Here is a 22,583-nt window from a genome sequence, read left to right as displayed (position 1 = left end):
TTGAGGAACCGGTCGACCTTGCGCCGGTAGTCCAGTACGGCCTTGAAGGCCTTGTCCGGGGGCTTGAGGGAGTACGCGCGGTTGAACTCGGTGACCAAGGCAGACCCACGTGTTCCCGACGGTCACCCGGTCAGGGAGGATCCGCCGCGGTGCCGTGCAGCTTGTCCAGCAACTGCCAGCTGTCGGGATGCCCCAACTCGGAGAGGATGGCCGCGGCCCGCCCCCAACTGGCCAGTGCGGAAGGCCGGTTGCCCAAGGCGTGCTGGGTGTCACCGATGTGGCTGAGGGTTTCGGCTTCCAAGGTGCGGTCGCCGACTTCCCGGTAGACCGCGAGGGCATGGCGGTAGCAGCTCAGGGCGTGCGTGTACTGCTCCAGATGGTGGTGGGCGTAGCCGAGGCTGTCCCAGGCCGCCGCCTCGCCGTTGGCGTCGCCGGTCTCCTGGTGGAGGGCGACCGCGGTGGCGCACTGGGTGAGGGCTTCGTGGTGTTCGCCGCGCAGGATGTGGGTCCAGCCGATCTCGTTGAGGACGGTCGCCCTGCCGCGGGGGTTGTCCGCCGCACGATGAAGGGCGAGTGCGCGGCCGTAGTGGTCCAGGGCGTCCTGATGGCGGGCGCGGGAGTTGGCCAGGAAGGCGAGGCTGCGCAAGGTGCGGGCCTGGCCGTCGGGGTGGTCGAGGGAGGTGAAGAGGTCCAGGGCGCGGTCGAGATGGGCGAGGGCCTCCTCGTTCGCGCCGACGCGGTGCAGGGCGAAGCCGAGCGTGCGGTGGATGTGGGGAAGACCGAGTGGGTCGCCGTGCTGCTCCGCGGCCGCCAGCGCCGTTCGCTGCACGGCGATCTGCTCCTCCCTGCGCCCCCGCCGGTCCAGTGGGAGCTCCACGGCCAGCGCCAACTGCCAGGCGTGTACCGGGAATCCGCCCTGCGCGGCGCTCTCGACCAGGGCGATAAGGCCGGGAATCTCGGTGCTGAGCCAGGTGGCTGCCGCCTCCCGGCCCGAGAGGGGCTCGACGGCGGTGCCGAGGCGGGGCGGAGGAGGCGTCTCTCGCGCGCTGCGGTGCGGCAGGAGCAGGTCGACCGCCGCCCGTACGGTGCCCAGGGCGTGATCGAGAAGCCGGCCGAGAGCGCCGTGACGACCGGCCTCGGTCTCTTCGGTGCGCAGGCGCTCACCCGCGTAGGCGCGGAGCAGGTCGTGGCACGTGTAGCGGCCGGGGACGGGTTCGGTCAGGAGGTGGGAGCGGGCCAGTGAGGCGAGGGTCGTACGCGCCTCGCGCAGGCCGAGCCCGGCCAGGCTTGCCGCGGCGTGCTGGGAGACGTCGGGGCCGGGGTGCAGGGCCAGGAGGCGGAACAGACGGGCGGCCTCGGGGCTCAGCGCCCGGTAGGACCAGGAGAAGACGGCCCGGGCGTCGGCCTCGTCACCGGAGAGGGCGTCCAGGCTGCCGTGTCCCGCGCGCAGTTCGGCGGCGATCGACGACAGCGGAATTCCCGGCTCGGCGGCGCGCGCGGCCAGGATGGCGAGGGCCAGGGGCAATCGCCCGCAGAGGGCGATGACGGCCTCGACGGCGGCGGCCTCGGCGGCCATCCGTCGCGCGCCGAGGCGCCGGGTCAGCACCTCGCGGGCCCCGGCGTCGTGCAACGGCCTCAGGGTGAACGAATGGGCGCCGACGGCGGCGACCAGGCCTTGGAGCCGGGTGCGGCTGGTGACGAGGACGAGGCAGCCGGGTGCGCCGGGCAGCAGGGGGCGTACCTGGGCGGAGTCCCGGGCGTTGTCGAGGAGAACGAGCACGCGCCGTCCCGACAACAGGCTCCGATACAGGGAGGATTGTGCGTCCGCCCCGACCGGCATGTCCTGCGGGTGCACCCCCAGGGCGAACAGGAAGGCGCGCAGGGTGTCCTGCGGGTCGACGGCTACTGAGAGCGGGTCGAAGCCCCTGAGGTCCGCGTAGAGCTGGCCGTCGGGGAAGCGGTGGGCGACGCGGTGGGCCCAGTGCACGGCCAAGGACGTCTTGCCGACCCCGGCCATCCCCTCGATCGTGATGACCACCGTCGCCGGGGGCGTGCTGTCCGCGGCCCGCGGCTTCGGCAACAGGGCGTCGACATAGGCCAGTTCGGTGCCCCTCCCCGCGAACACCGGAAGGTCGCCGGGGAGCTGCGCGGGGCGGACCAACGGGCCCGCCCGCGGTCTGAGCCGACCGAGCGGCGCGTCGTCGCTCTCCGGGCCGGACGAGACGGCAGGAGGCCGCACGGCGGCCGTGTGCCCTTCGAGGACCCGCTGGTGGGCTGCGACCAGCTCCCGCCCGGGCGCGACGCCCAACTCCTCGGCCAACCTGACCCGCACGGTGTGGTACGCGGCCAGCGCCTCGGCCCGGCGTCCGGCACCCGCGAGAGCGAGAACCAGGTGGGCCTGGAGGGGCTCGTCCAGCGGATGCGCGGCGGTGGCCTGCCGCAGCGGGGCGAGGGCACGTTCCGGCACTCCGGCGGCCAGGGCCTCGACGGCCGCACCCCGCACGGCGTCGAGGCATTCCTCGTCCACGGCGCCGAACGCCGGGTGCGCGCGCACGTCCGGGGGAATGCCGTGGGCGACCGGCCCGCGCCACAGTTCGAGCGCCTCGGCGTACAGGTCGGTGGCAGTCCGGGGCGAACCGTCGCGCGCGGCCTGTCGGGCACGCTCCGCCAGCTGGCGAAAGGCCAGCAGGTCCACGTCGTCGGCGTGGACGTCGAGACGGTAGCCACCGGACCCGCGCACCACGGGCCCGGCCGCCCGGGCCCCGCCGTCCGGTCCCAGAAGGCGCCGCAGCGACCCCACGTGATGGCGCACCACGTTCGGCGCGCTTCTCGGCGGACCCTGCGGCCACAGCACGTCGACCATGTCGCTCAGGCTGACGGGAGCGCCGAGCCGTACCAACAGGAGTGCCAGCAGAGCCCGTTGCTTAGGAGGTCCCAGGGCCAGCTCGGCCCCGTCACGCCATGCCCTGACCGGCCCGAGCACCGTGAACCGCATAGTCGCAGACTTTAGCCGGGCCCGTGAGGACTGTCCGGCGGCGGTGCCGGTCCGATCCGCCGCGGCGAGCCGTTTTCCACACCTTTTCGACACGCCACCTCCTCTACGCTCACGGCGACACGGCCACCGGTACGGAGGCCGGGCCCGCATGGGCAGGCCGTCAGCGGGAGTTGACACGGGGGAGGGCCGCACATGACGAACACGGAGACAGGGAGCGCGTTCCTGTCGGAGGGTGAGGAACGTCGCCGCCGCATCGTGAGCGCCGCCCGACGGGCGGGCTCGGTGAGCGTCACCGCGATCGCAGCCGACCTCGGGGTGTCCAGGGAGACGGTGCGGCGCGATCTGGGCACGCTGGAGCGGCGCGGCCTGGTGCGTCGCACGCACGGCGGTGCGTTTCCGGTGGAGAGCGCGGGTTACGAGACGACGCTGGCATTCCGTACCGGCATGCACGTTCCGGAGAAGACCCGCATCGCGGCGGCCGCCGCGGAACTGCTCGGAGACGCCGAGACCGTCTTCGTGGACGAGGGCTACACCCCACAGCTGATCGCGGAGGCCCTGCCGGACGGCCGCCCGCTGACGGTTATCACGGCATCGCTCACCGCCGCGCAGGGCCTGGCGGCCCGGCCCGGGATGACCGTGCTGCTGCTCGGCGGCCGGGTCCGTGGCGGCACGATGTCCACCGCCGACCACTGGGCGGCCCGGATGCTGTCCGGCTTCGTCATCGACCTGGCCTACGTGGGTGCCAGCGGCATCTCCCGCGAGTACGGCCTCACCACACCCGACCCGACGGCCGGCGAAGTCAAGCGCCAGGCCGTGCGCGTCTCACGGCGACGGGTCTTCACGGGGGTGTACTCGAAGTTCGGCGCGGTGAGCTTCTGCCGGTTCGCCGACGCGCGCGCCTTCGACACGATCATCACCGACAGCCGACTCCCACAGAGCGAGGCCCGCCGCTACGCGCTGTTCGGACCGGAGGTGTTGCGGGTGTGACTGTCGCTGTCGAGGAATTTGGACGACCACCACGTGCCAGCCATTGATCTCGGATCGATGAGGTTGAGGACGGGTCTGGGGTACGCGGTCCGAGGCGGCGGCGCCGGTGTTCGGTGGCCTGTCGCGGCACGGCTGCTGGAGATGTTCGAGGAGCCTGTGCCCTTGCTGGAGGTCCTGCACGGGCTGCCGCCCACCGCCGAGCCGGCGAAACGTCCACGGCCCGGGGTAGGGACCGGACCGCTCGCTGACGGCCCGGCAGCGGGCCAAGGCCGCCGAGCTGACCGCATCAGGGGCACGAGGTGCCTGCTCAGGCGGTCGCGAACTACCGGCGTCGCCACCAGGCCAACGGGGCCGTCGGGCTCGCGGATCACCGTCCGGTCCGCAAGAAGCGTGAGTTCGGGCTGGTGGCCGACGCTGTGAGCGCGACCCTCAAGCAGACGCCCGCTGGCCAGGAGGCCAAGATGCCGTCCGAGTGGACTCCCTACCGGCTGCTGGACAAGCTCACCCGCAACACGCACACCTTCGGCTCGGCCACGACCCGCAGGCCACGGGCTCACGGCGCCAGTGGCGAGTTCGACGAGCCGGGGGTGCTCGCACCGGGCGAGGTCATGCAGATCGACTCCAACCCTGCTCGACGTCCTGGTCCTCCTGGACAACGGGGTGGTGGGCAAGGTCCAGCTCACGGCCATGATCGACGTCGCGAAGAGGGCTCTGACCGAGGCCGGGCTGCGTCCCACGACGAAGTCGGCCTTCCGGTGTGCCGGTCATCCGTCTGGCGCCGCACCCCGTGCACCACGGCGACGGTCATGTGACCGTTCCCCATGGGACTGCCGACCATCGGCGCCCCGCCTGGAAGCGGAACGCAGCGCGTCCGGGGCACAGGCCCCGCGTGCGCGGCACCTCCCTCGAAACGGAGCGCATCATGTCTCGCACGCTCGTCACATCCTTGGCCATGTCGGCGGCGGCCTTGGGGACCGTGACCACCCTCGCGATCGGCGCGGCCGGGCCCGCAGCGGCCCTCTCGAAGACGGAGCCGTGGCAACTGAGTACGGCCTTCAGCACGGCGGTCGGCGCTGCGCACGTACGTCTGGGGCAGCCCACCGGGACGCGGCCTGTGTTCGGCCCGACGGCCGGGGCAGAACGGCAGCGCTCCGTGGCCGGTCTCCCGATCGGGAATGCGGTCCTCGCGATCACCAACCTGGCTCTGCCAGAGAGGGTCCCCGATGAGTTCAAGGACCTCCTGCCCCCCGAGGTGACCGATTTCTATAACGGTCTCAGCGAAGAAGAGAAGACCATCATCAAGGAAATCGCGGCAAAGCACGATACATTCCAGACGGAGGACCAGGCCCTCGACTACCTCAAGGCCCAGTCCGAGAAGCTCTACAACAAGGCTGTCGAGCTCAGGAATCTCCTGAAGTCCAAACTGGATGCTCTCACCCCAGCGGCGAAGGCGTTCGTCGACTCGGTCGTGGAGGAGCTCAAGCATCTCGGGAGCGGCACAAACGGAACGGTCTCCCCAACTGAACTCCAGGTGAAAGCAACTGTCATCGTTGTGAAGTACAAGTCTCTTCCCGAAGGCGCGAAGGAAAGCCTCAAGACCAACTTCCCCAAGATGGCATCGATCCTGCAAAGCGAGACGGCTCAGCAACTGGCCGGAGCCTTTCGTCCCGTCCTCGAGTTCGTAGACAGCGTGTTGGAGTGGGGAACGATGAACGGCTGACGGCATCGAGAGCCGCGAAGGCTCTGGTCGTCGGGACGCTGGCGCATCGTCAGCACGGCAACGGTCCAGTGGGAGGCCCGCATTCCGCGCCGGGCGCCCCGTGGCAATCCGATGCCGGTGGAGGAGACACGTCCGCCCGACGACGTCGACGGCACCAGGGCGCATGAGGAACCGGATCCCCCCCCGGAGCGGGGCAGTGGCGATTGACGCGTCACGTCTCACGCTCATGCCCCTTCGGGAGACCGCCGCGCAGCGCCCTCCCGGCACACACCGACACCCTCAACGGCTGACCTGGCTCTCGCCGTCGCCCTACGGCCTGACCACCTCCAACCTCTACCACTCCCAGCCACTGCTGCCCCACCGGCTGCCTCATGGGGTCCACGAGGTGGTGGCCGGGCAGCCCTCGGTCAGGCTGGCCGTTGTAGGTGATGGGGTAGTCGATGTCATCGGGGTAGTACTGGCCGCGGGGGCAGTGGAGGTCGCTGTGAGCCGCCGCAGACGAGGGCGCGGCGGCAAGGACAGTTCCGACGGCAAGCACAGAGGGTGAGGAAGCCAGGCGGTGGAAGGGGTGCCGCCAGTGCTCCAAGCGGATCTGGAAGTTGGCTGCGTCACGTACTACGTAGGCCGCACCGCAGGTCTGTCCGGGCCGTGTGGATGAAGGACGACGGGGGCGTCGCCGAAGGCGTCACGCATCGCGGCCCCGGTTCGCCGATCATGCCGTTCACCTGCGCTTTCCAGCCATGACCGCAGTCGCGGATGGCGGGGAACCGACGTACCAGGAACAGCGGAGGCTCGTTGGTGATGATGTGTCAAACCTACTTTCCCCAACCTTGCCCGCGCCCGACCTGAGCACCCTGCGCGGGATTCTTTTCGACGATGGCCATGACGACGCGCACGGGCACTGGCGCAAGGCCGTCTCCACCGATGTGTTCCGGTATCGGCCCGGCAGCGACAGGGAACGCTGGGAGCTCGCTTATGCGCGATTGCGTGCCCTGAACGCCGAGTTGGCCGCGCCGCACCTCCTGCCCGCCGACCCACGAGGCCTGGCCGCACTGCACGAGTGGGCCGCCGTCGTGGACGGCGCCACGGCAACCGTCGCGGGGATTCACTACAACTTCTTCCTCGGCAGCCTGCACGACGACACCGTGTCGGTGCCGCGCGACCTCTCCGCGTTCCACGCGATGAGACGCATCGGGGTGTTCCTGTGCACCGAGCGCGCCCACGGCAACGATGTCGCCGCCCTGGAAACCACCGCGAGCTACGACCGGGACAGCCAGACGTTCGTCCTGCACACCCCGAACCCGGGGGCGGCCAAGTTCATGCCCAACACCAGCCCGGCGGGTGGACCCAAGAGCGCCGTAGTCGCCGCCAGGCTCGTCGTCGAGGAGCAGGACCACGGGGTCTTCCTCTTCCTGGCGCCGCTGACCGACACCGACGGACCCTTGCCCGGTGTCACCGTCACCGCGCTGCCCGCCCGCACCGGAAGCCCGGTGGATCACTGCGTCACCTCCTTCGACCACGTGCAGCTGCCGCGCACCGCGCTGCTCCAGGGCCCACACGGCCGTCTCACCCAGGACGGCCGCGTCATCAGCGACGTACGCGCCACGCGCAAGCGCGTCGGGCACGCCATCGGCCGGGTCACCGTCGGCAAGCTGTGCATGAGCGCCGCCACTCTGGGCGGCTCACGCGCCGCCCTCGCCATCGCCGTCCGCTACGCCCACCGCCGCACCATCTCCGCGCCGGTCGCCGGACAGCGCGTTCCGCTCGTCGCACACCGCAGCCACCACGCCCCGCTGCTGCACGGCGCCGCCACCGCGTACGCCATGACGTTCCTGCACCGCGCGACCGTCCAGCGGTGGATCGCCCACGAGCCCGACGAACGCGCGAGCGCCGAGCGTGAAGTAGCCGTCGCCAAGGGATGGATCACCTGGCAAGCCCGCGCGCTCACCATCGAAGCCCGGGAGCGATGCGGTGCCCGCGGCCTCTTCCCCGAGAACGGGCTCGCCGAATACCCCGCCAACGCCGACGGCGCCATCACCGCCGAGGGCGACAACCTCGCCATCTGGTGCAAGGCGGGCGCCGAGATGATCTTCGGGCAGGAACCCGCTCCGCAGGTGCCTCCGGCCACGGGCAACGAGGACAACACCGACCCCCGGTTTCTCGTACGGCTACTCAGCGCGGCAGAACGCCGCTCGCACCTCCTGGCCCGCACCCGCCTGCGGGGTGCTCCCGCTGGGGACACGCTCGGTCGCTGGAACAACGCCTGCGCCCCCGCCCTCGACATGGTCGACGCACACGTCGTGAAGACGGCCGCGAACGCCTTCCTCGCCGCCTGCGCACGGGTCGACCACGCACCGACCCGCGATGTCCTGACCGACCTGTGCGCCCTGTTCCTCCTCGAGCGGTTGCACCCCCGCAGCGGCATGCTTCTCGCGCAGGGCGCCATGACAGCCGCACAGGTCGAGGCCCTGCCCGATGCCGTCCATACATTGGTCACGCGCCTGTCCTCGCACCTGCTGAAGCTGACCGATGCCTTCGGTGTCCCCGAGGAACACCTGATGTCCCTGCCCCTGCTCAAGGCCATCTGAGCGACCTGGACAGAATCTGGTGCTGCTGACTGGCGGTCGCGGTCACGCTGTCGTGTCATCGCGGGACCGACGGCCGCGCCCAAGGATTCGGCGCAAGGGAGCGTGCTCCAAGCGCCGTCGAGGGCTGACTGGATGAGCAGCCCGTCAGCGCCGACTCGTCACCGCCCGGCGTGACCTTTTCGCACTGGGCGGTGGACCTGTTCTTTCACGATGGGCCTGAGTTACTGCCCTCGGCTAGGGATACTCCGACTCGATGGGGCCCTTCTCCCGGATGGCCTGCTCTCATGGCGTCGTACCAGCAGTACGTGCCGCCTCGAACCTCAGCTCCGTCGCGCGCGGGCCACATCACGCCCGTTCAAGCAGGCCGACGCTGTGGAGGCGCGCAGGAGCAGGCCAGCGGCAGGTGCTCGAGAGTGGCTCGCTCCAGGTCGAGGACCTGGAATTGCGGGTAGCCCGGGCGAGAGCTGCGTAGGCGGCGAAGGAGGGGCTCACCGAGCCCGGTGGTCTGCATGTGGCGGCGAGTTCGTCGCCCCGTTCGGCCGACGGATAGTGCAGGTCGGTGAGTTCGGCTTCGGGCCGTGGACGGGAGCCTGGGCTGGGCTCTCCGTGCTGAAGCTCTGAACTGCGCCAGCGGGCGCGGTATCAAGCAGTGACGGGCTCGAGGGCCAGCGGCTGTTGCTCCTGTTGTCGAAGGAGAGCAATGGCCTCGCGCAGGGTGAGGTGCGCCCGGGCTCGCCATTCGTGTTCGAGGATGGTGAACATGTAGCAGTCCCACCAGCGGCCGTCACGGAAGTAGAGCTCCCGGACCTTTCCGTCCTGTGTGCTCCCGGAGGCGAGGAAGAGCCGCTGGGCGGCGAGGTTGTCGACCGCTGTCATGAACCACAGGCGGTGGACGCCGAGTTCGTCGAATGCGAGGCCCGCAACGAGTTGGCTGGCTTCGTAGCCGGCCGAGAGGTTCGCCAGGTGGGGCCGCAGGATGATCGAGTGGCTGTAGACGCTTGAGTACCGTTCGCGTTCCACCGTCACCGTGCCCACGAGGGCGCCGCCCTCACGCTGGACGATGGCGAGTCGGTGCCGGGTCCGAGCGGGATCCGCCTGGTCAGCCTCGGCCTCGCGCACCAGGTCGACGACGTCCTCGTACGACATCGCGCCGGATGAAGTATGGCGCATGACATGAGGGTCGCCGAGGATCTCGGCCAGCGCCTCGGCATCGGACGACGCGAACTCCCGCAGCGACAGCGCGGTGCCCTCGCGCACGACACGGGTGGTGGGCGGAAGGTAGGCGGCCGAGGAGAGGGAGGCTGTACTCACGGTGATGTTGATGATCCTCTGTATGTGAGTGAGGCGGGTCGGCGAGGTCTCCCCACAGGCTTCTGGCGGATGGGGCTCTGCGACCCTCTCGGGTGTTTGACGTGGTCGTGGTCATTGTCTGGGGGGAGACCCAGCGTGTCGGTCACCGCCTGCGGCGGTGGAGTTTTTCGTGTGGTGCACAAGACACCGGCAGCGTGGGTGACAGAGGGGGGCGGCCGCCGCGCCCCACTGCCACACGCTTGATCACGAAAATCCTCCAAGGTCCCGGACGGGCCAACGCAGACAGTGAACCGACTGCCGATCAACAACCGATCAACACCAGCGTGACGACGCGTCTCTGGAGGCGCGCGGCGGTGGCCAGGATCGTGGGTCCAAGTGCGACCCCTTCGTTCTGATGAGCCCGTTACTGCGGATATGACGCGGTCACCTGTTGGGTGTCGTCCGGCTGCCCAGCAGGTGGGTTGGCCTGGTGTGGGTTAGGGGTGGGGTGTGGTGGTGATGGTGCTGGTGAAGGCGGTGTGGTTGTTCTGGGTGGCGGTGATGTGGGTGGTGGTGGGGGTGTCTGGGCTGGTGGTGGCGTTGGTGTGTGTGTTGGTGGGGTGGTTTGGGTGGTGGTGGTGATGTGGGTGGGGGTGGTGTATTCGAGGAATTGGAGGAAGGTGGCGTGGATGTGGGTGGGGTAGGGGGGTGGTCCGGGTGGGGTGGCGGGTGTGGCGGTGCGGGGGTGGGGGTGGGTGCGGGTGGTGTGGGTGCGGGTGAGGGTGGCGGTTCGGGTGTGGGTGGTGCGGGTGAGTGTGTCTGTTCCCATGCCCGCGCCCATGCCGGTGTCCGTGTCCGTACTCGTGCGGGTGCCGGTGCCGGTGCGGGTGTCTGTGGTGTGGGTGGTGGTGTGGTGGGTGGCGTGGGTGGCTTGGCGGGCGGCTTCGAGGAGGAGCATGCCGGGGGTGTGGTCGACGGGGTGGTCGAAGAGGGTGGGGTGGGTGGTGTCGTTGCGCAGGAGCCAGTGGTGGGGGTGGGGGGTGGGGGCGAGGACGACGTCGTGGGGGTGGTGGCGGTTTACGTGGGTGGGGTGGGTGGGGGTGGTGGGGTGGTGGGGGTGTTGGGGTGGGTGCCGCGGATGCGTTGGTAGATGGTGGGGGAGTGGGCGGAGAAGCGGGTTTGTGCGGTGCCGAGGTGGGTGCCGTTTCTGAGGGCGATGGCGTGGAGGGTGAGGGCGGTGAGGTGGCCGCCTGGGCGTCGGCGGATGTCGGAGCAGGTGATGTGGAGGGTGAGGTGGGCGGGGTGGTGGGGGTGTGGTGCATGGCGTGGGGGTTGATGTCGGCGGTGAGGTATTGCCAGATGAGGTGGTGGCCGTGGGGGAGGTGGTAGGCGTGGTGGGCGAGGAGGGGGAAGCACTGGCGGATGGTTTCGATGAAGATCAGTGGGTCGTTGAGGTGGGGGGTGGGGGTGTAGAAGGGGTGGTGTGTCGGCCACCTGGCGGTGACGGTGAAGGTGTCGGTGCGCAGGGTGTCGAGGCCGGTGAGGAGGACTTCGGCGGGGTTGTGTTTGTGCACGTGGTGGGGTGCGAGGGTGTTCCGGGCGGGTGTGCGGGTGAGGTGCTGGGTGACAGGCATGGTGAGCCCCCGTTGAGTGGTTGCGAGTGACCGCTTGCACTTGTGCTCGGTTGGCGCTGTCTCGCCGTCCAGCAACATAACGAGTGTTCTTTTTGTTGTCGAGGGGTGTCCGGATCCTGTCCCTGGCACCGGGTGCCGGGGCGGCGGGCCGTGGTGGGGGGTACGGGGGAAGCCGGGCTCGTCGGGCGGGTGCACGCGGGGCGGGGCGGGGGCGGGCGGGGGGTGGTGCGGGGGCGGGCGGGGTGGTGGAGTTGACCGGAACTGTTCGGCGGGGGGCGGGAGTTGGGGCCGCGGGGCGGGGTCGCGGGGGCTGCGGGTGGCTGAAAGTGGAAGGTAGTCATCCGTCGCGGCGCGGGTGGCCGTTTCCCGCCCCCCGGGGGGCTCCGCCCCCGCGCGGGCTGCGGTGCCCCCGGCCCCCGGGCTGTCTCCGCCGCCCCCCGGGGGGGGCGCCCCCCGGGGGGCGGTGTCCCCGGCCCTCGGGCTGTCTGGCCCCCGGGTCCGTCTGTGTCTTCAGGTTTGACGCCGCGTCGGCGCCCGTCCCCGGCGCCTCCCTGTCCCCGGGCGTCTCCGCTCCCCTCCCTTCCCCGGGGGCGGCCGTCCCCCCTCGGCTGCCCCTGCGCTCGGGCTGACGATGCCCGGCGCTTCAGTGCCGGGCACCCTCCCGCCTTCCCGCCTTCCCGGCCTCCGGGCTTCCCGGCCTCCGGGCTTCCCGGCCTCCGGGGCTTCCCGGCCTCCGGGGCTTCCCGGCCTCCGGGCTTCCCGGCCTCCGGGCCTCCTGGGCGTCGTCGGCCCTTCGGGCGTCTGTGTTCTCCGGGTTGACGGTGTGTTAGTGCTTGGTGCCCGGCGTCTCCCCGGGGGGGGCTTCGGCCCGGCTGTTTCCTCTTCGGGGTCTTCGCCTCCGGGCTGGCGGTGCCTCTGGCTCTGCGGCCGTTTCTGTCTTCAGGGCTGACGGTGTCCGGTGCCCGGCGTCTTCCCATCCCGGGCCGGCTCCGCCCTCCGGGCCGGCTCCGCCCCTCCGGGGGTCTCCGGCTCTCTGGCCGTCTCCGCTTCCCGGCTGTCTCCGGTTCTCCGGGCTGGCGGTGCCCAGTGCTTCGGTGGCCGGTGTCTCGGGGGCTGTCTCTGTCTTCCGGGCGGGCTGATGGTGCCCGGCCTCTCTCCGGCCTCTCTCCGGCATCTCTCCGGCGTCTTCGGCTCTCAGGGCTGATGCTGCGTTGGTGCCCGGTGTCTCCTTGTCCCCGGCTGTGTTCGCTTCCTGCTGCCTGTGTTCTTCCGGGTTGGCGGTGCCCGGGTCTTGGGTGGTCGGTGGTTCTCTGGTCTCTGGGTGTCTGCGGAGCCGCCCCGTGTTCTCCGGGGCGCCGCCCTGTCGTTCGGGTCTGTGCCGTTCGGGCTGATGTGGTCTGGTGTCCCTGGCCGTTCTTGTTCCCCGGGTCTTGGGGCGGGTGCAGTGTTTGGTGCCCGGTATCTCCTCGCTGCCTGGGGGTCTTTGCCTCGGCCGTTCGCCTCGGGGAGGTGTGTCTGCGTCTCTGGGCTGGCTGCCGGTGTTCCCGGCTCTCAGGCCGTTTCTGTCTTGAGGGCTGACGCTGTGCCGGCTCCCGGCTCCCGGCTTCCGGCTTCCGGCTTCCGGCTTCTGGCTTCTGGCTTCTGGTGTCTTCCCGTCGGCGGGCCGGCTCGGCTCCTGGCCGGTCCGGGTCTGTGGGTGTCTGTGGTTGCTCCGGGTGGTTTCGTTCTGCGGGGTGGTGTGGGTGTGGGGTGGGTGGGGTGGTCTGGTTTCTGGTGTGGGTGGTGGGTCGGGTCTGGTGCTTGGGTCGGGGGCGGTGTGCGGGAGGGGTTGGTGGGGGTGTTCAGGTGGTGTGGTGTGGGGTGAGGGGGTGATGCCGAGGTCTTTGCGCATGAGTGTGCGCATGTGGGCGGCTGCTGTGGCGCGTGTTTGCCAGTGTGTGTGGTCTTCGGGGCTGCTGACGGGGGTGCCGTTGATGTAGCTGTCGCGGATGTTTCGCAGGCAGTGGAAGACGGTGTCGGCGGCGTGGATGACGGGTTCGGGTGCGGTGAGCCAGAGGCGTTCGGATGCGGTGGCGATGTCGGAGGTGCGGAAGGCTTCGTTGAGGGCGTGTGCCCGGTGGCCGGGGGAGGGGTGTTCTTGTGCGGCCAGGGCGCGCAGGGTTTCGCCGAGGACTTTGACGGTGGTGGTGTACTGCGTGTAGGTGTCGAGCCGTAGCCGGAGGGCGTCTTTGGCGTCTTCGTGTTTCCAGCGGCTGCGCTCGGCGAGGAGGGTGGCGATGATGCCGATCGCGGCTCCGGTCAGGGTGGAGAGCAGGGGCAGCCAGTCCATGCGGGTCAGCTTGCGCGCTGTTGTGGCGGGTGCGCCAGAGGGGCTTCGGGGCGGGAGGGGTGCGGGCGGGCCAACGTTCTTGTCGGTGCGGGCGGCCGGCTGGGGGTGAAGGGCGCGGCCCCGGCCCTGTCCAGGGGGCCGGGCCGGGGTGGTGCGGAGGGCCGTGGTGCCGGGGCGGGCTGCCGTGGCCCCGGTCTCGTTGCCCGGCCGTGCTGCCCCAGCGGTCTCGTGGCCCGGTGGTGCTGCCGGTGCCTGCGCCGGTGGTCGGGCTGTCGGCCTGGCCGTGTCTGGTGGTTGGTGTGCCGCGCGTGCTGCGGGTGGTGTGGCGTCCGGGCGGCTTCGTTGGGGCCGGCTGGCTGCCGGTCCGGGTGTGTTGCCGGCGGATGCGTGGCGGGCGGGCGGGTGGGTGGCGGGTGCGGAGACGGGCCGTTGCTCCCGGGCCGGGCGCCGGTGCGCGGTGGCCGGTGGCGTGGCTGCCGCGGGGTGAGCGGCGCGGTTGCGTCCGGGTTCCGGGCCGGAGGGCCGTGGCTCTGTGTGCCGGAGGGGTACGGCACCGGGCGGGGCGTCTGGAGCCGGCTGCGGAGACGGGGCGCCGAGGGTGCCTGGGGCGGGTGTTCACCGTGCTGGTGCGGACGGGGCCTGAACGGGGGTGTCGCGGTGGACTCCACGCGGGTGCGGGTGCGGGTGCGGGTGCGGGTGGGGTGGAGGTGGGGTCTGGATTGGTGGTGGGGGTGTTGGGTTGGGCAGGATGGGGGGATGACTGAGATCCGTACTCCCCGTCTCCTGCTGCGTGGCTGGCAGGACGATGACCTTGTGCCGATGGCGGACATTCATGCGGACCTGCGGGTCATGCGCTGGATCGGGGACGGTTCGGTGCGGGACCTGGAGCGTACGGCCGAGGACATCGAGCGGTGGGAGCAGGAGTGGGACGAGGAGGGTTTCGGGCTCTTCGCCGTCGAGCTGCTGGCCTCGGGTGAGCTGATCGGTTTTGCGGGGCTGTCCGTGCCCGAGGCGCTGGCGCAGGTGCTGCCCGGGGTGGCGGTGGGCTGGCGGATCGGCTCGCAGTTCTGGGGGCAGGGGTATGCCTCCGAGGCCGCCCATGCCACGCTGGAGTTCGCCCTGCAGGACCGGGGTCTGGACCGTGTGATCAGTGTCAGCCGGGTGGGGGACAGCGCTTCGGAGAACGTCATCCGCAAGCTCGGGATGGTGCCCGAGCGGGAGATGGCGCACCCGGTGTACGGCTATCCGGTGCGGGTGCACGGCATCGACCTCACCGAGTTCCAGGCGTGAGCCGGCCCGGCCGCCGGCCGCCACAAGACCCCTGACCCCTGCCCCTGGCTTCTGGCTCCTGTTCCTGCGTCCCCCGGGGGGCGTCGGCCGCGGCACCATCCGCCGCCTGCGGGCGGCGGATGGTGCCTTTTCCCTGACGGGCCGACGGGCTGGCGGGCTGGCGGGCTGTCGCCGGTCTTCGCTTTCGCGGGACTGCGGCCGCTGCCGGGGTGCGGGGCGCTCCTGTCGGGGCCGGTACCGAGCGGGCGCGCGGGGCGGGGCGTGCGGTGATTCGGTGCGGCGGAAGTCCTCGGGGCCGTGGCTGTGTGGTTCGGCGGGAGGGGTGTTCTCTTTCCGGTTCCGGTTTTTCCGGGGTGCGGTCACCGTCCACCGGGTGCGGCGGTGTGCCGGTGGTCCGCCGCGGGCCGGGCGTGGGTCCGGGTCCGTCGGTGAGCGGGGGCCGGTGGCCAACTGCCGGGCCGGGGCGTGAGGGGAAACCGGCGGAATGCCCCGGGCTCGCTCGGGTTCCCCATTCGGTTGCTGTCGAACAACGAGGAACGGGGCCGCCCGCTCATGCAGGGCGCGGGCCGTGCCGGGGGGCCAGGGGCGCCTGCGGCGGCGCTGCGCGCTGAGCTTCGCTCACCCTGGACAACTCGCCCCGCCCTATCGGGCGGCCGCTCCGCTGCGGCACTCCACCACGGGCCGGCTGGCTCAGGGCGGGGAACCCAGATGAGCAGGTCTGACCTACCCCTTAGCAGGGGGTGGGGATTTCAGGGATTCCCGTCGTGCCGGGGACGGGCGGCGTTCCGGCAGGCCGGGTCGCCCCCCCCGGGGGGGAGGTTGCTGGAGTCCGGGCGGGTCTGGTTCCGGTTCTGTCCGGCTCGCGGGGGCGGGGGCGGGGGCGGGGGCGGGGGTGTCGGTGGCCGGGTGTTGCTGTGGCTGCGGGCGGTGGGTCGGCGTCCGGGTGCGGTGTCCGTGCCGGTGTCTTCGGGCGGGTGGCCGGTTTGCGCAGTACGGGGCGGCGGGGCCCGGGTCGGGCCGGGTCCGGCGGCGGGTTCCAGGGGCGCGGGGCCGGATGCCGGTGGCTCGTGGCGGTGTGCCGGCTGCGGCCGCGGGGCCGGTGGCCCGGCGGAGGCGTACGGCAGCGGCCTGAAGATGCTGCCCGTCCCGGCGCACGGCCCGCTCATACTGCCCCCGCATCCGGCCGCTCACCGGGGAAAGCAGCCATCGCACCGGGCTGCTCACCCGGGGAGGCCGCCGCCGCGTCCGGTCGCTTGCCCGGGAAGGCTGCTGGCTGTGTCCCGGCCGCTCCCCGGGGGAGGCGGTGGCCGTGTCCGGTGCTGTGCCCGTCAGCGCATGTGCCTGTCCGGGCAGGCCTGTTGCGGGTTCTTCGGGGTGCGGGCGGTGGCCTGCTCTGCCCGGACCGGTCCTGGCGGGGCCGGTGGTGCCGCCGCGCGCGGCTGCCTGCGGGGCTTGGGGGATGCGCTGGCGCGGGCCGCGGGCTGTGCTGTGCGGGTCCGGCCGGGCGCGGCCTGTTGTCTGCAACTGTGCGGCCTGGCCCGCCTGTTGTGCCGGTGGTCTCGTCGTGCCGGACTGCTGTTCCGTGGAGTCGGCCCGCCCGGTGCCGGGGGGCGGGGTGTGGGCCGTCCGGGGGTGTCTGGGGGGGTGTTGATCGTGCCGGGGGTGTTGGCGTGATCCGGCGGGGGCCGGGTGGCGGGGCCGGGGGGTAGGTGTCCGGGGGTGGGTTTGGGTGGGGTTGGCGGCCTGGTGCGGGGGCGGGGCGGGGCGTAAAATAACGGCCGTTCGTTTTTGTGGCGAGGAAGGGCAGGGGACGCTCGATGGTGGAGCCCAAGCAGGAGCGTGCTGTGAAGACCCGGGATGACATTCTGCGGGCGGCGGCGCTGGCTTTCGACGAGCTGGGGTACCGGGGGGCGAGTATGCGGGAGATCATGCGGCGGGCGGGGGTGACGCTGGGGGCCGTCTACTTCCATTTCGAGAACAAGGAGGCGCTGGCGCGTGCGGTGATCCGCGCGCAGCCGGAGGTGATGGTGCCGCGGGTGCATTCGCAGGGGCTGCAGCGGCTGGTGGACCTGTCGCTGGTGTGGGCGCATCAGTTGAATGTGAATCCGCTGCTGCGGGCGGGTGTGCGGCTGGCGGTGGAGCAGCGCAGCCACGGGATCGAGGACGACACGTCGTTCTACGAGTGGGAGAAGATTTTCCAGGGCTGGCTGGAAGTGGCGCGCGAGCAGGGGGAGCTGGCGCCGGGGGTGGAGCCCGAGGTGGTGGCGGAGTTCGTGGTCGGGGCGATGACGGGGACGCAGCAGCACGCGCATCTGACCGGGACGACGGCGTCGCTGCCGCAGCGGATCGTGCACATGTGGCAGCTGCTGCTGCCGGGCATCGCGTGCGCGCAGGCCGCGGCCGCGATCGATCTGGATCCCGGCCGGGGCCAGTAGCCGACAAAAGAGGGGGCGGGGGTGTCGTTACCGGCAGGGGCGTTCACAGCCCGGGGCGAGACGGACGACAAGACGGACGGGCCGGGCCGCGCGGGCCGGGCCGGTCGTGCCCAGCGCGCGGGCCAGGCGGATGCCGTGGGCGGTGCGGGCCGTGAGGGGAGTACGGACCGTGCCGCCCGCGCGGACCTCGGTGCCCGCGCGGACCTCGCCGGCCGTAGAGGCGGCCGTGCGGGCGGTGCCGGTGGCGGCGACCGCGTGGGTGGTACGGGGGGTGCCGAGGGGGTGAGCGGCGCGTTCGGCCCGGCCAGTGCGGCCAGTGCGGCCAGTGCGGCCAGTGCGGCCAGCGCGGCCAGTGCGGCCAGTGCGGGTGGCGTGCGCGGTGCGGCCGGTGCGGGCGGGGCGGGCGGGGCCGGGGGAGTTGACGGGGTATCGGGTGCGGGTGGTCCGGAGGGTGCAGGTGGCTGGCCGGGCGGTGCTGGTGGTGCGTGCGGGGCTGGCAGTGCGGGCCGTGCGGGTGGCGGGCGTGGTGGAGCTGGTACAGGCGGTGCGGGGGCTGTCGGTGCCGTCGCCCGTACGGGGAGTGCGGTCACTGCCGGCCGCGAGGTCGGGCGGGACGGTCCGGGTGGTGTGGACAGTAGCTGCGGCACCGGCCCTGCGGGTGGGGCGGCCGGCGCGGGATGTGTGCGTGGCGGGGCCGGCGGAGGCGGCAGCGGCCGTACCGGTGGCGGGGGCGGTACTGGTGGTGCGGGGGAGACGGGCAGCGGGTGTGGTGCGGGCGGCGCGGATGCCTCATGTGATGTGGGGAGTACGGGTGTTGCGGGCGGTGCGGGGGGCGGGTGTGGTGATGGCGGTGCGTGTGCGGCAGCCGGTGCGGGTGGCCCGCGCGGCGAGGACGGCGGGGCCGGTACCGGCTGCGCGGTCGGTGCATGCGGTGCGGGCGGCGGGGCTTCGGGCGGCGCGCCGTACCCGGACTTGAGGGGCCGGGGCCCCCACAGCGCCCATGTCGGCGTCCGCGCGGGGGGCCCGGAGCGCGGCGCGGGTGCCCCGGGCGGTGGCGGGGGCACGGGCCGTAGGCGTACGGCAGTTGGCGCGGCGGGCGAGGGCGGTGCCGGGGGCGGGGGCAGTTGGGGCGGTGCGGGGGATACGGGCCGTATGTGTGCGGCAGCCGGTGCGGGCGCCAGGGGCGGCGCCGGTGGCGCGGGCGCCAGGGGAAGTGCTGGTAGTGCAGGTGGTGGGGGAGGTGTTGGTGGTGCGGGTGGCGGGAGCAGTGCAGGTGATGCAGGTGATGCAGGTGATGCGGGGGGTGTGGGCGGGATACGTGGAGCGGGCAGTGTGACCGCCTCCGACCCTGGCACCGCCTCCGGCACCGGCCCCGCCTCCAGCACTGGCCCTGGCCTCGGCACTGGCTCCGGCTCCCGTGCCGGAGGCGGAGGCGGGCGTGGGCGTGGGCGTGGTGGTGGGGGCGGTTCGGGTGGTGTGCGGGTGGTGGTGGCGGGGGCTTCGGGGACGGTGGGGCGGCTGGTGGTGGAGATGCTGGAGGCGCGGTATGAGGTGCGGGCGCTGACGCGTGATCCGCGGGCGGCGGCGCGGGCGGGGTGGGGGGCGAGAAGGTACGGGCCGATTTCGCCGACCGGCGCTCGCTGGAGCGGGCGCTGGCGGGCGGGGACGCGCTGCTGCTGATCACCAGTGACCCGCTGCGCCCCGATCACGATGAGCGGGTGCTCCGGGCGGCGGTGCGGGCGGGGGTGGGGCATGTGGTGAAGCTGTCCGCGCTCGCGGTGACGGATCCCGGCGCGGGGGATGTGATCACGTGCTGGCAGCGGGCGTGCGAGGAGCGGCTGCGGGCGTGCGGTCTGCCGTGGACGCTGCTGCGGCCGCGGGCGTTCATGTCCAAGGCGCTTGGCTGGGCGCCGTCGGTCAGGCGCCAGGGGGTGGTGCGCGCGGTGTACGGGGCGTCGGTGAACGCGTGCGTGGATCCCGCGGATGTGGCGGCGGTGGCCGCGCGGGTGCTGACCGCGCCGGGCCATGCGGGGCGCTGTTACGAGCTGACCGGGCCGGGGCCGGTGTGCGCGCGGGAGCAGACGGCCGTGCTGGCGCGGGTGCTGGGGCGGCCGCTGCGGTTCGAGGAACTGGACGTGCAGGAAGCGTGGCGGCTGTGGCGCGCGCGGTATCCCGAACCGTATGCGCGGGCCCTGCTGGAGAGCGCCGAACGCCAGCGGGCCGGGGCGAAGGCGGGCGTGAGCCAGGCGGTGCGGCAGGTGACGGGCCGCGCACCGGCCGACTTCGCCGACTGGGCCCGGCGCCATGCCCGCTTCTTCCGCTAGCCCGGCCCCGGGCAGGGGGCCGGGCGCCCGCGCCCCGCCGCCCGGCGGGCACCGCTTCCCCTTCCGGGCCCGGGGACAGGGGCTTGCGGCCTGTGGCCTGTGGGGTCCGGGGGCGGGGAAAGGTTTCTGCTGCCGGTGTGCGGGATCCGCCCGCCCGGGGCGTCTGCGGCCGCCGGGCCCGGGTGCGCAGACACCCCGGCAGGCCGGCACACCAGTACGCCGGTGCACCAGCACGTCGGCACATCCGTACGTCGGCACGTCAGCAAGTCGGTACACCGGCACCGGCGTACCGGCACATCAGCACGCCGGTACGCCGGTGTGTCCGTGGGCCGGGGGGCCGGTGCGGGTGCGGGACTCATACGGGATCGGATCGGGGAGGGGTTTGCTGGTGAGGGATGTTCTGGGAGCGGGGCGGGGTCTGCTGGGCGGGGCGACGGTGATGATTACGGGTGCCTCGAGCGGGATCGGTGCGGCCGCGGCGCGGCTGTTCGCGGCGGAGGGGGCGGCGGTGGTGCTGATGGCGCGGCGTCAGGAGCGGCTGCGGGCGCTGGCCGGGGAGATCGAGGCGGGCGGCGGGCGGGCGCTGGCGGTGGCGGGGGACGTCACGGTCGCCGAGGACGCGGTGCGGGTGGTGAAGGAGGCGGTCAATGTCTTCGGGGGGCTGGACGCGGCGTTCAACAACGCGGGCTGGGCGACCGCGGGCACGCGGCTGCACGAGACGGACGACGAGGTGTTCGACCGGATCGTGGAGGTGAATCTGCGCGGGGCCTGGAACTGTCTGAAGGCGCAGGTCACGCAGATGCTCGCGGGCGGGCGCGGCGGTGCGATCGTCAATACCGCCAGTGTCGCGGGGGTGGTGGCCACCGGCGCGGCGGCGCCGTATGTGGCGGCCAAGCACGGGGTGATCGGCCTGACGCGGGCCGCGGCCGAGGAGTACGGGGGCCGGGGCATCCGGGTCAACGCGCTGGTGGTGGGCAGTACCCGTACCGAGCTGATGGACGATGTCCTGGCCCAGGCGCCCGCCCTGGAGGAGTCCTTCGTGGCCCGCTCCGCGCAGAAGCGCATGGCCCGCCCCGAGGAGGTGGCGCAGGCCGCGGCCTGGCTGTGCAGCGGCCGGGCCTCGTTCGTCACCGGGGCCGCGATGGCCGTCGACGGCGGCTGGACCGCCGCCTGACCCCACCCCCCGGCCCCCGCCCGGAGTGCCGCCCCCCGGGCGGGGGCCGGGGAGGGTCAGGCGGTGCGGGGCAGGGGCGGGGCGGCGGCGCTAGCCGGGGCGCACAGGCGGCTGTAGGCGTAGGCGGCCGAGACCAGGGTCATGTGGTGGTGCCAGCCGGGGTAGGAGCGGCCCTCGAAGTCCAGCAGCCCGCACTCGTCCTCCAGATGGGTCATGGTGGCGCGGGTGCGGGTGTGCAGCTGGGCCAGGGCCATGAGTTCGTCCAGGCGCGCGTCCAAGAGGTTGGAGACCCACACCCGGGCCGGGCGCTGCAGGCTGGGCCGCCACTGGGTGAAGATCCGCAGGGTGTGGGCGGTGCCGGGCAGGCGGATCAGGCCGGACAGGATCCGGATGTGGCGCTGGCCGTGCTCGGGCGTGGTGACGGTGACCACGTGCGGGTGGCGGGTGCTGTGCTGGTAGAGGAACTGCCGCGCCCCGCCGGGGCTGTGGGCGCCCAGGTGCGCGGCGGTGGTGCGGGCGGTGGCCGGGCACACCCCCATGCCCGGCGGCACCGAGACCACCATGGCGCGCCCCTGGCGGTGCAGCTGCTCGATGAGCTGCGCGACGTCCGTGTGGTCGCTCATGTCGGCCACCACCGGCGCCGGGGTGTGCCGGGTGCGCCGGGCCAGGGTGGCCGCCAGGTCCGCGGCGTGCGCCCACAGCGGCCGGTGCCGGGCCAGGGCCGGGATCCGGGCGCGCTCGCGCAGCCGCTCGTCGGCGTTCCACTGCTCGGGCAGCATCAGCCGCCAGTCCACCGGCAGCTGCAGCTCGCCCAGGGACAGGAACACCCCGATGCCCAGCTGGCAGTTGATGGTGCGCCCGGCCTCGGGCACGAAGCGGCGGTGCACCCCGCAGGAGTGCCCGCCGCGCTTGGGCAGCACCGCGGTGGCGATGATCCACGCCCGCGGGGCGCCCCGCTGCTCCACATACCGGGTCAGCTCCTTGCGGGCCGGGTCCCACTCCCAGGGACTGGCGTTGATGAACTGCTGCAGCGACTGCGAGGCGGTGGGCGAATCGGAGATCGCCGCCGCCAGGCGCCGCACCGACTTCTTGCCCGGCGTCGAGAGCAGTCCCTGCAGATACCCCTGCGCCCAGCGCCGCTGATCGGCGCGCGGCAGATGCCCGAAGAGCGCCGCGGCGAACGCCGGCAGCGGATCACTGCCCCCCGCCGCTGACGCCACCCCCACCTGCTGCTGTCCGGCCATGGTCGTTCCCCTCCGTGACGTGTCCGACCCAAAAAGCGTAGCGAACGTTCGCTTTGTTTTCGAGAGCGGGGAGCGCACCGGTGCGACTTGGTGAACTCCGGCGCCCGGCACGGGACTTCACGCCCGCGCGGGCACCCCCCGGCCCCGCGCGCCGCCGCCCGCGCCCCGCCCCGCGGGCCCCTGCACGCCGCCCCGGCACCCTGCCCGCACCGCCCCCTCCCGCCCCGCCGCCCGGTGGGCCGTGCGGTCCCGGCGGGTGGGGGTGGTGTGGGGCTTCGGGGGATTCGCGGGAGAGTCCGGGCCTTCGGTGTCCGGTCGGACGAAAGGGCGAAAAACTGTGGAAAGAGGGGGAGTGGGGAGGGAAAAAGAACCCTGCGGCTTTCCCACGTTGGCGTTGTGGTGGCTCTCTTCGCGTCGGAGGCTCAAAGTCCGGTACGTCGGTCGCGGGGAAGGGAGGCTTCGGTGGCGCACAGGCGGGTGCACACGGCGCCCGGGCCCGCACCGGCGGTGCCCGCCGCCCCGGGCCGGACCGGCAGCCCCCCGCTCCCGCCCCCGTACCCGGCCCGCCCGCCG

Annotated in this window: 11 protein-coding genes and 2 pseudogenes; 8 read left to right on the top strand and 5 right to left on the bottom strand. The window is 72.6% G+C overall.

What is annotated here, in order from left to right:
• Window positions 1-130: 130 nt before the first annotated feature.
• On the bottom strand, window positions 131-2,995 hold the full coding sequence (locus CP982_RS00485; RefSeq protein WP_150508620.1) for an AfsR/SARP family transcriptional regulator: 2,865 nt from the start codon (window positions 2,993-2,995) through the stop codon (window positions 131-133).
• 192 nt (window positions 2,996-3,187) lie between these two features.
• Here CP982_RS00485 and CP982_RS00480 point away from each other — a divergent pair, with 192 nt between their 5' ends.
• The 3 genes from CP982_RS00480 to CP982_RS00465 all read left to right on the top strand — a co-directional run bounded on the left by CP982_RS00480 (window position 3,188) and on the right by CP982_RS00465 (window position 8,290).
• On the top strand, window positions 3,188-3,982 hold the full coding sequence (locus CP982_RS00480; RefSeq protein WP_150508619.1) for a DeoR/GlpR family DNA-binding transcription regulator: 795 nt from the start codon (window positions 3,188-3,190) through the stop codon (window positions 3,980-3,982).
• Between the two features lie 922 nt (window positions 3,983-4,904).
• Entirely contained in the window at window positions 4,905-5,702 is a 798-nt protein-coding gene (locus tag CP982_RS00470; RefSeq protein WP_150508618.1) for a hypothetical protein, read from the top strand.
• An 830-nt stretch (window positions 5,703-6,532) separates the two neighbouring features.
• Window positions 6,533-8,290, top strand: coding sequence for an acyl-CoA dehydrogenase (locus tag CP982_RS00465; protein ID WP_229879695.1), 1,758 nt, complete (start codon window positions 6,533-6,535; stop codon window positions 8,288-8,290).
• Between the two features lie 642 nt (window positions 8,291-8,932).
• Here the strand turns inward: CP982_RS00465 and CP982_RS00460 are convergent.
• On the bottom strand, window positions 8,933-9,601 hold the full coding sequence (locus tag CP982_RS00460) for a GNAT family N-acetyltransferase (RefSeq protein ID WP_170316305.1): 669 nt from the start codon (window positions 9,599-9,601) through the stop codon (window positions 8,933-8,935).
• A 489-nt stretch (window positions 9,602-10,090) separates the two neighbouring features.
• Between CP982_RS00460 and CP982_RS42920 the strand changes: the two genes are divergently transcribed.
• Complete coding sequence (locus tag CP982_RS42920; protein WP_280528589.1) at window positions 10,091-10,222, top strand: hypothetical protein; 132 nt, start codon at window positions 10,091-10,093, stop codon at window positions 10,220-10,222.
• A 319-nt stretch (window positions 10,223-10,541) separates the two neighbouring features.
• Here the strand turns inward: CP982_RS42920 and CP982_RS42915 are convergent.
• Window positions 10,542-10,856, bottom strand: a pseudogene (locus CP982_RS42915) (ScbA/BarX family gamma-butyrolactone biosynthesis protein); the annotation flags it as partial.
• Window positions 10,857-10,917: 61 nt separating this feature from the next.
• Window positions 10,918-11,214 (bottom strand): annotated as a pseudogene (locus CP982_RS43165) (AfsA-related hotdog domain-containing protein); the annotation flags it as partial.
• A gap of 3,085 nt (window positions 11,215-14,299) precedes the next feature.
• Here CP982_RS43165 and CP982_RS00445 point away from each other — a divergent pair.
• The 4 genes from CP982_RS00445 to CP982_RS00430 all read left to right on the top strand — a co-directional run bounded on the left by CP982_RS00445 (window position 14,300) and on the right by CP982_RS00430 (window position 20,766).
• A complete protein-coding gene (locus CP982_RS00445) occupies window positions 14,300-14,833 on the top strand; it encodes a GNAT family N-acetyltransferase (protein WP_150508614.1) in 534 nt (177 codons plus the stop codon).
• Window positions 14,834-16,650: 1,817 nt separating this feature from the next.
• The gene (locus tag CP982_RS00440; RefSeq protein ID WP_150508613.1) at window positions 16,651-17,268 is read left to right on the top strand and encodes a ScbR family autoregulator-binding transcription factor; all 618 of its coding nucleotides are present in this window, start codon (window positions 16,651-16,653) and stop codon (window positions 17,266-17,268) included.
• Window positions 17,269-18,863: 1,595 nt separating this feature from the next.
• On the top strand, window positions 18,864-19,592 hold the full coding sequence (locus CP982_RS00435; RefSeq protein WP_245004343.1) for an NAD(P)H-binding protein: 729 nt from the start codon (window positions 18,864-18,866) through the stop codon (window positions 19,590-19,592).
• A 439-nt stretch (window positions 19,593-20,031) separates the two neighbouring features.
• On the top strand, window positions 20,032-20,766 hold the full coding sequence (locus tag CP982_RS00430; protein ID WP_150508612.1) for an SDR family NAD(P)-dependent oxidoreductase: 735 nt from the start codon (window positions 20,032-20,034) through the stop codon (window positions 20,764-20,766).
• Between the two features lie 56 nt (window positions 20,767-20,822).
• Here CP982_RS00430 and CP982_RS00425 read toward each other — a convergent pair whose 3' ends face one another.
• Complete coding sequence (locus tag CP982_RS00425; RefSeq protein ID WP_150508611.1) at window positions 20,823-22,010, bottom strand: IS701 family transposase; 1,188 nt, start codon at window positions 22,008-22,010, stop codon at window positions 20,823-20,825.
• Window positions 22,011-22,583 lie beyond the last annotated feature (573 nt).

The organism is Streptomyces spectabilis, assembly GCF_008704795.1.
GTDB classification, from domain to species: Bacteria; Actinomycetota; Actinomycetes; order Streptomycetales; family Streptomycetaceae; genus Streptomyces; species Streptomyces spectabilis.
The sequence above is the reverse complement of the archived record's forward strand: the minus strand, read 5'-3'. Positions and strand labels throughout refer to the sequence as shown.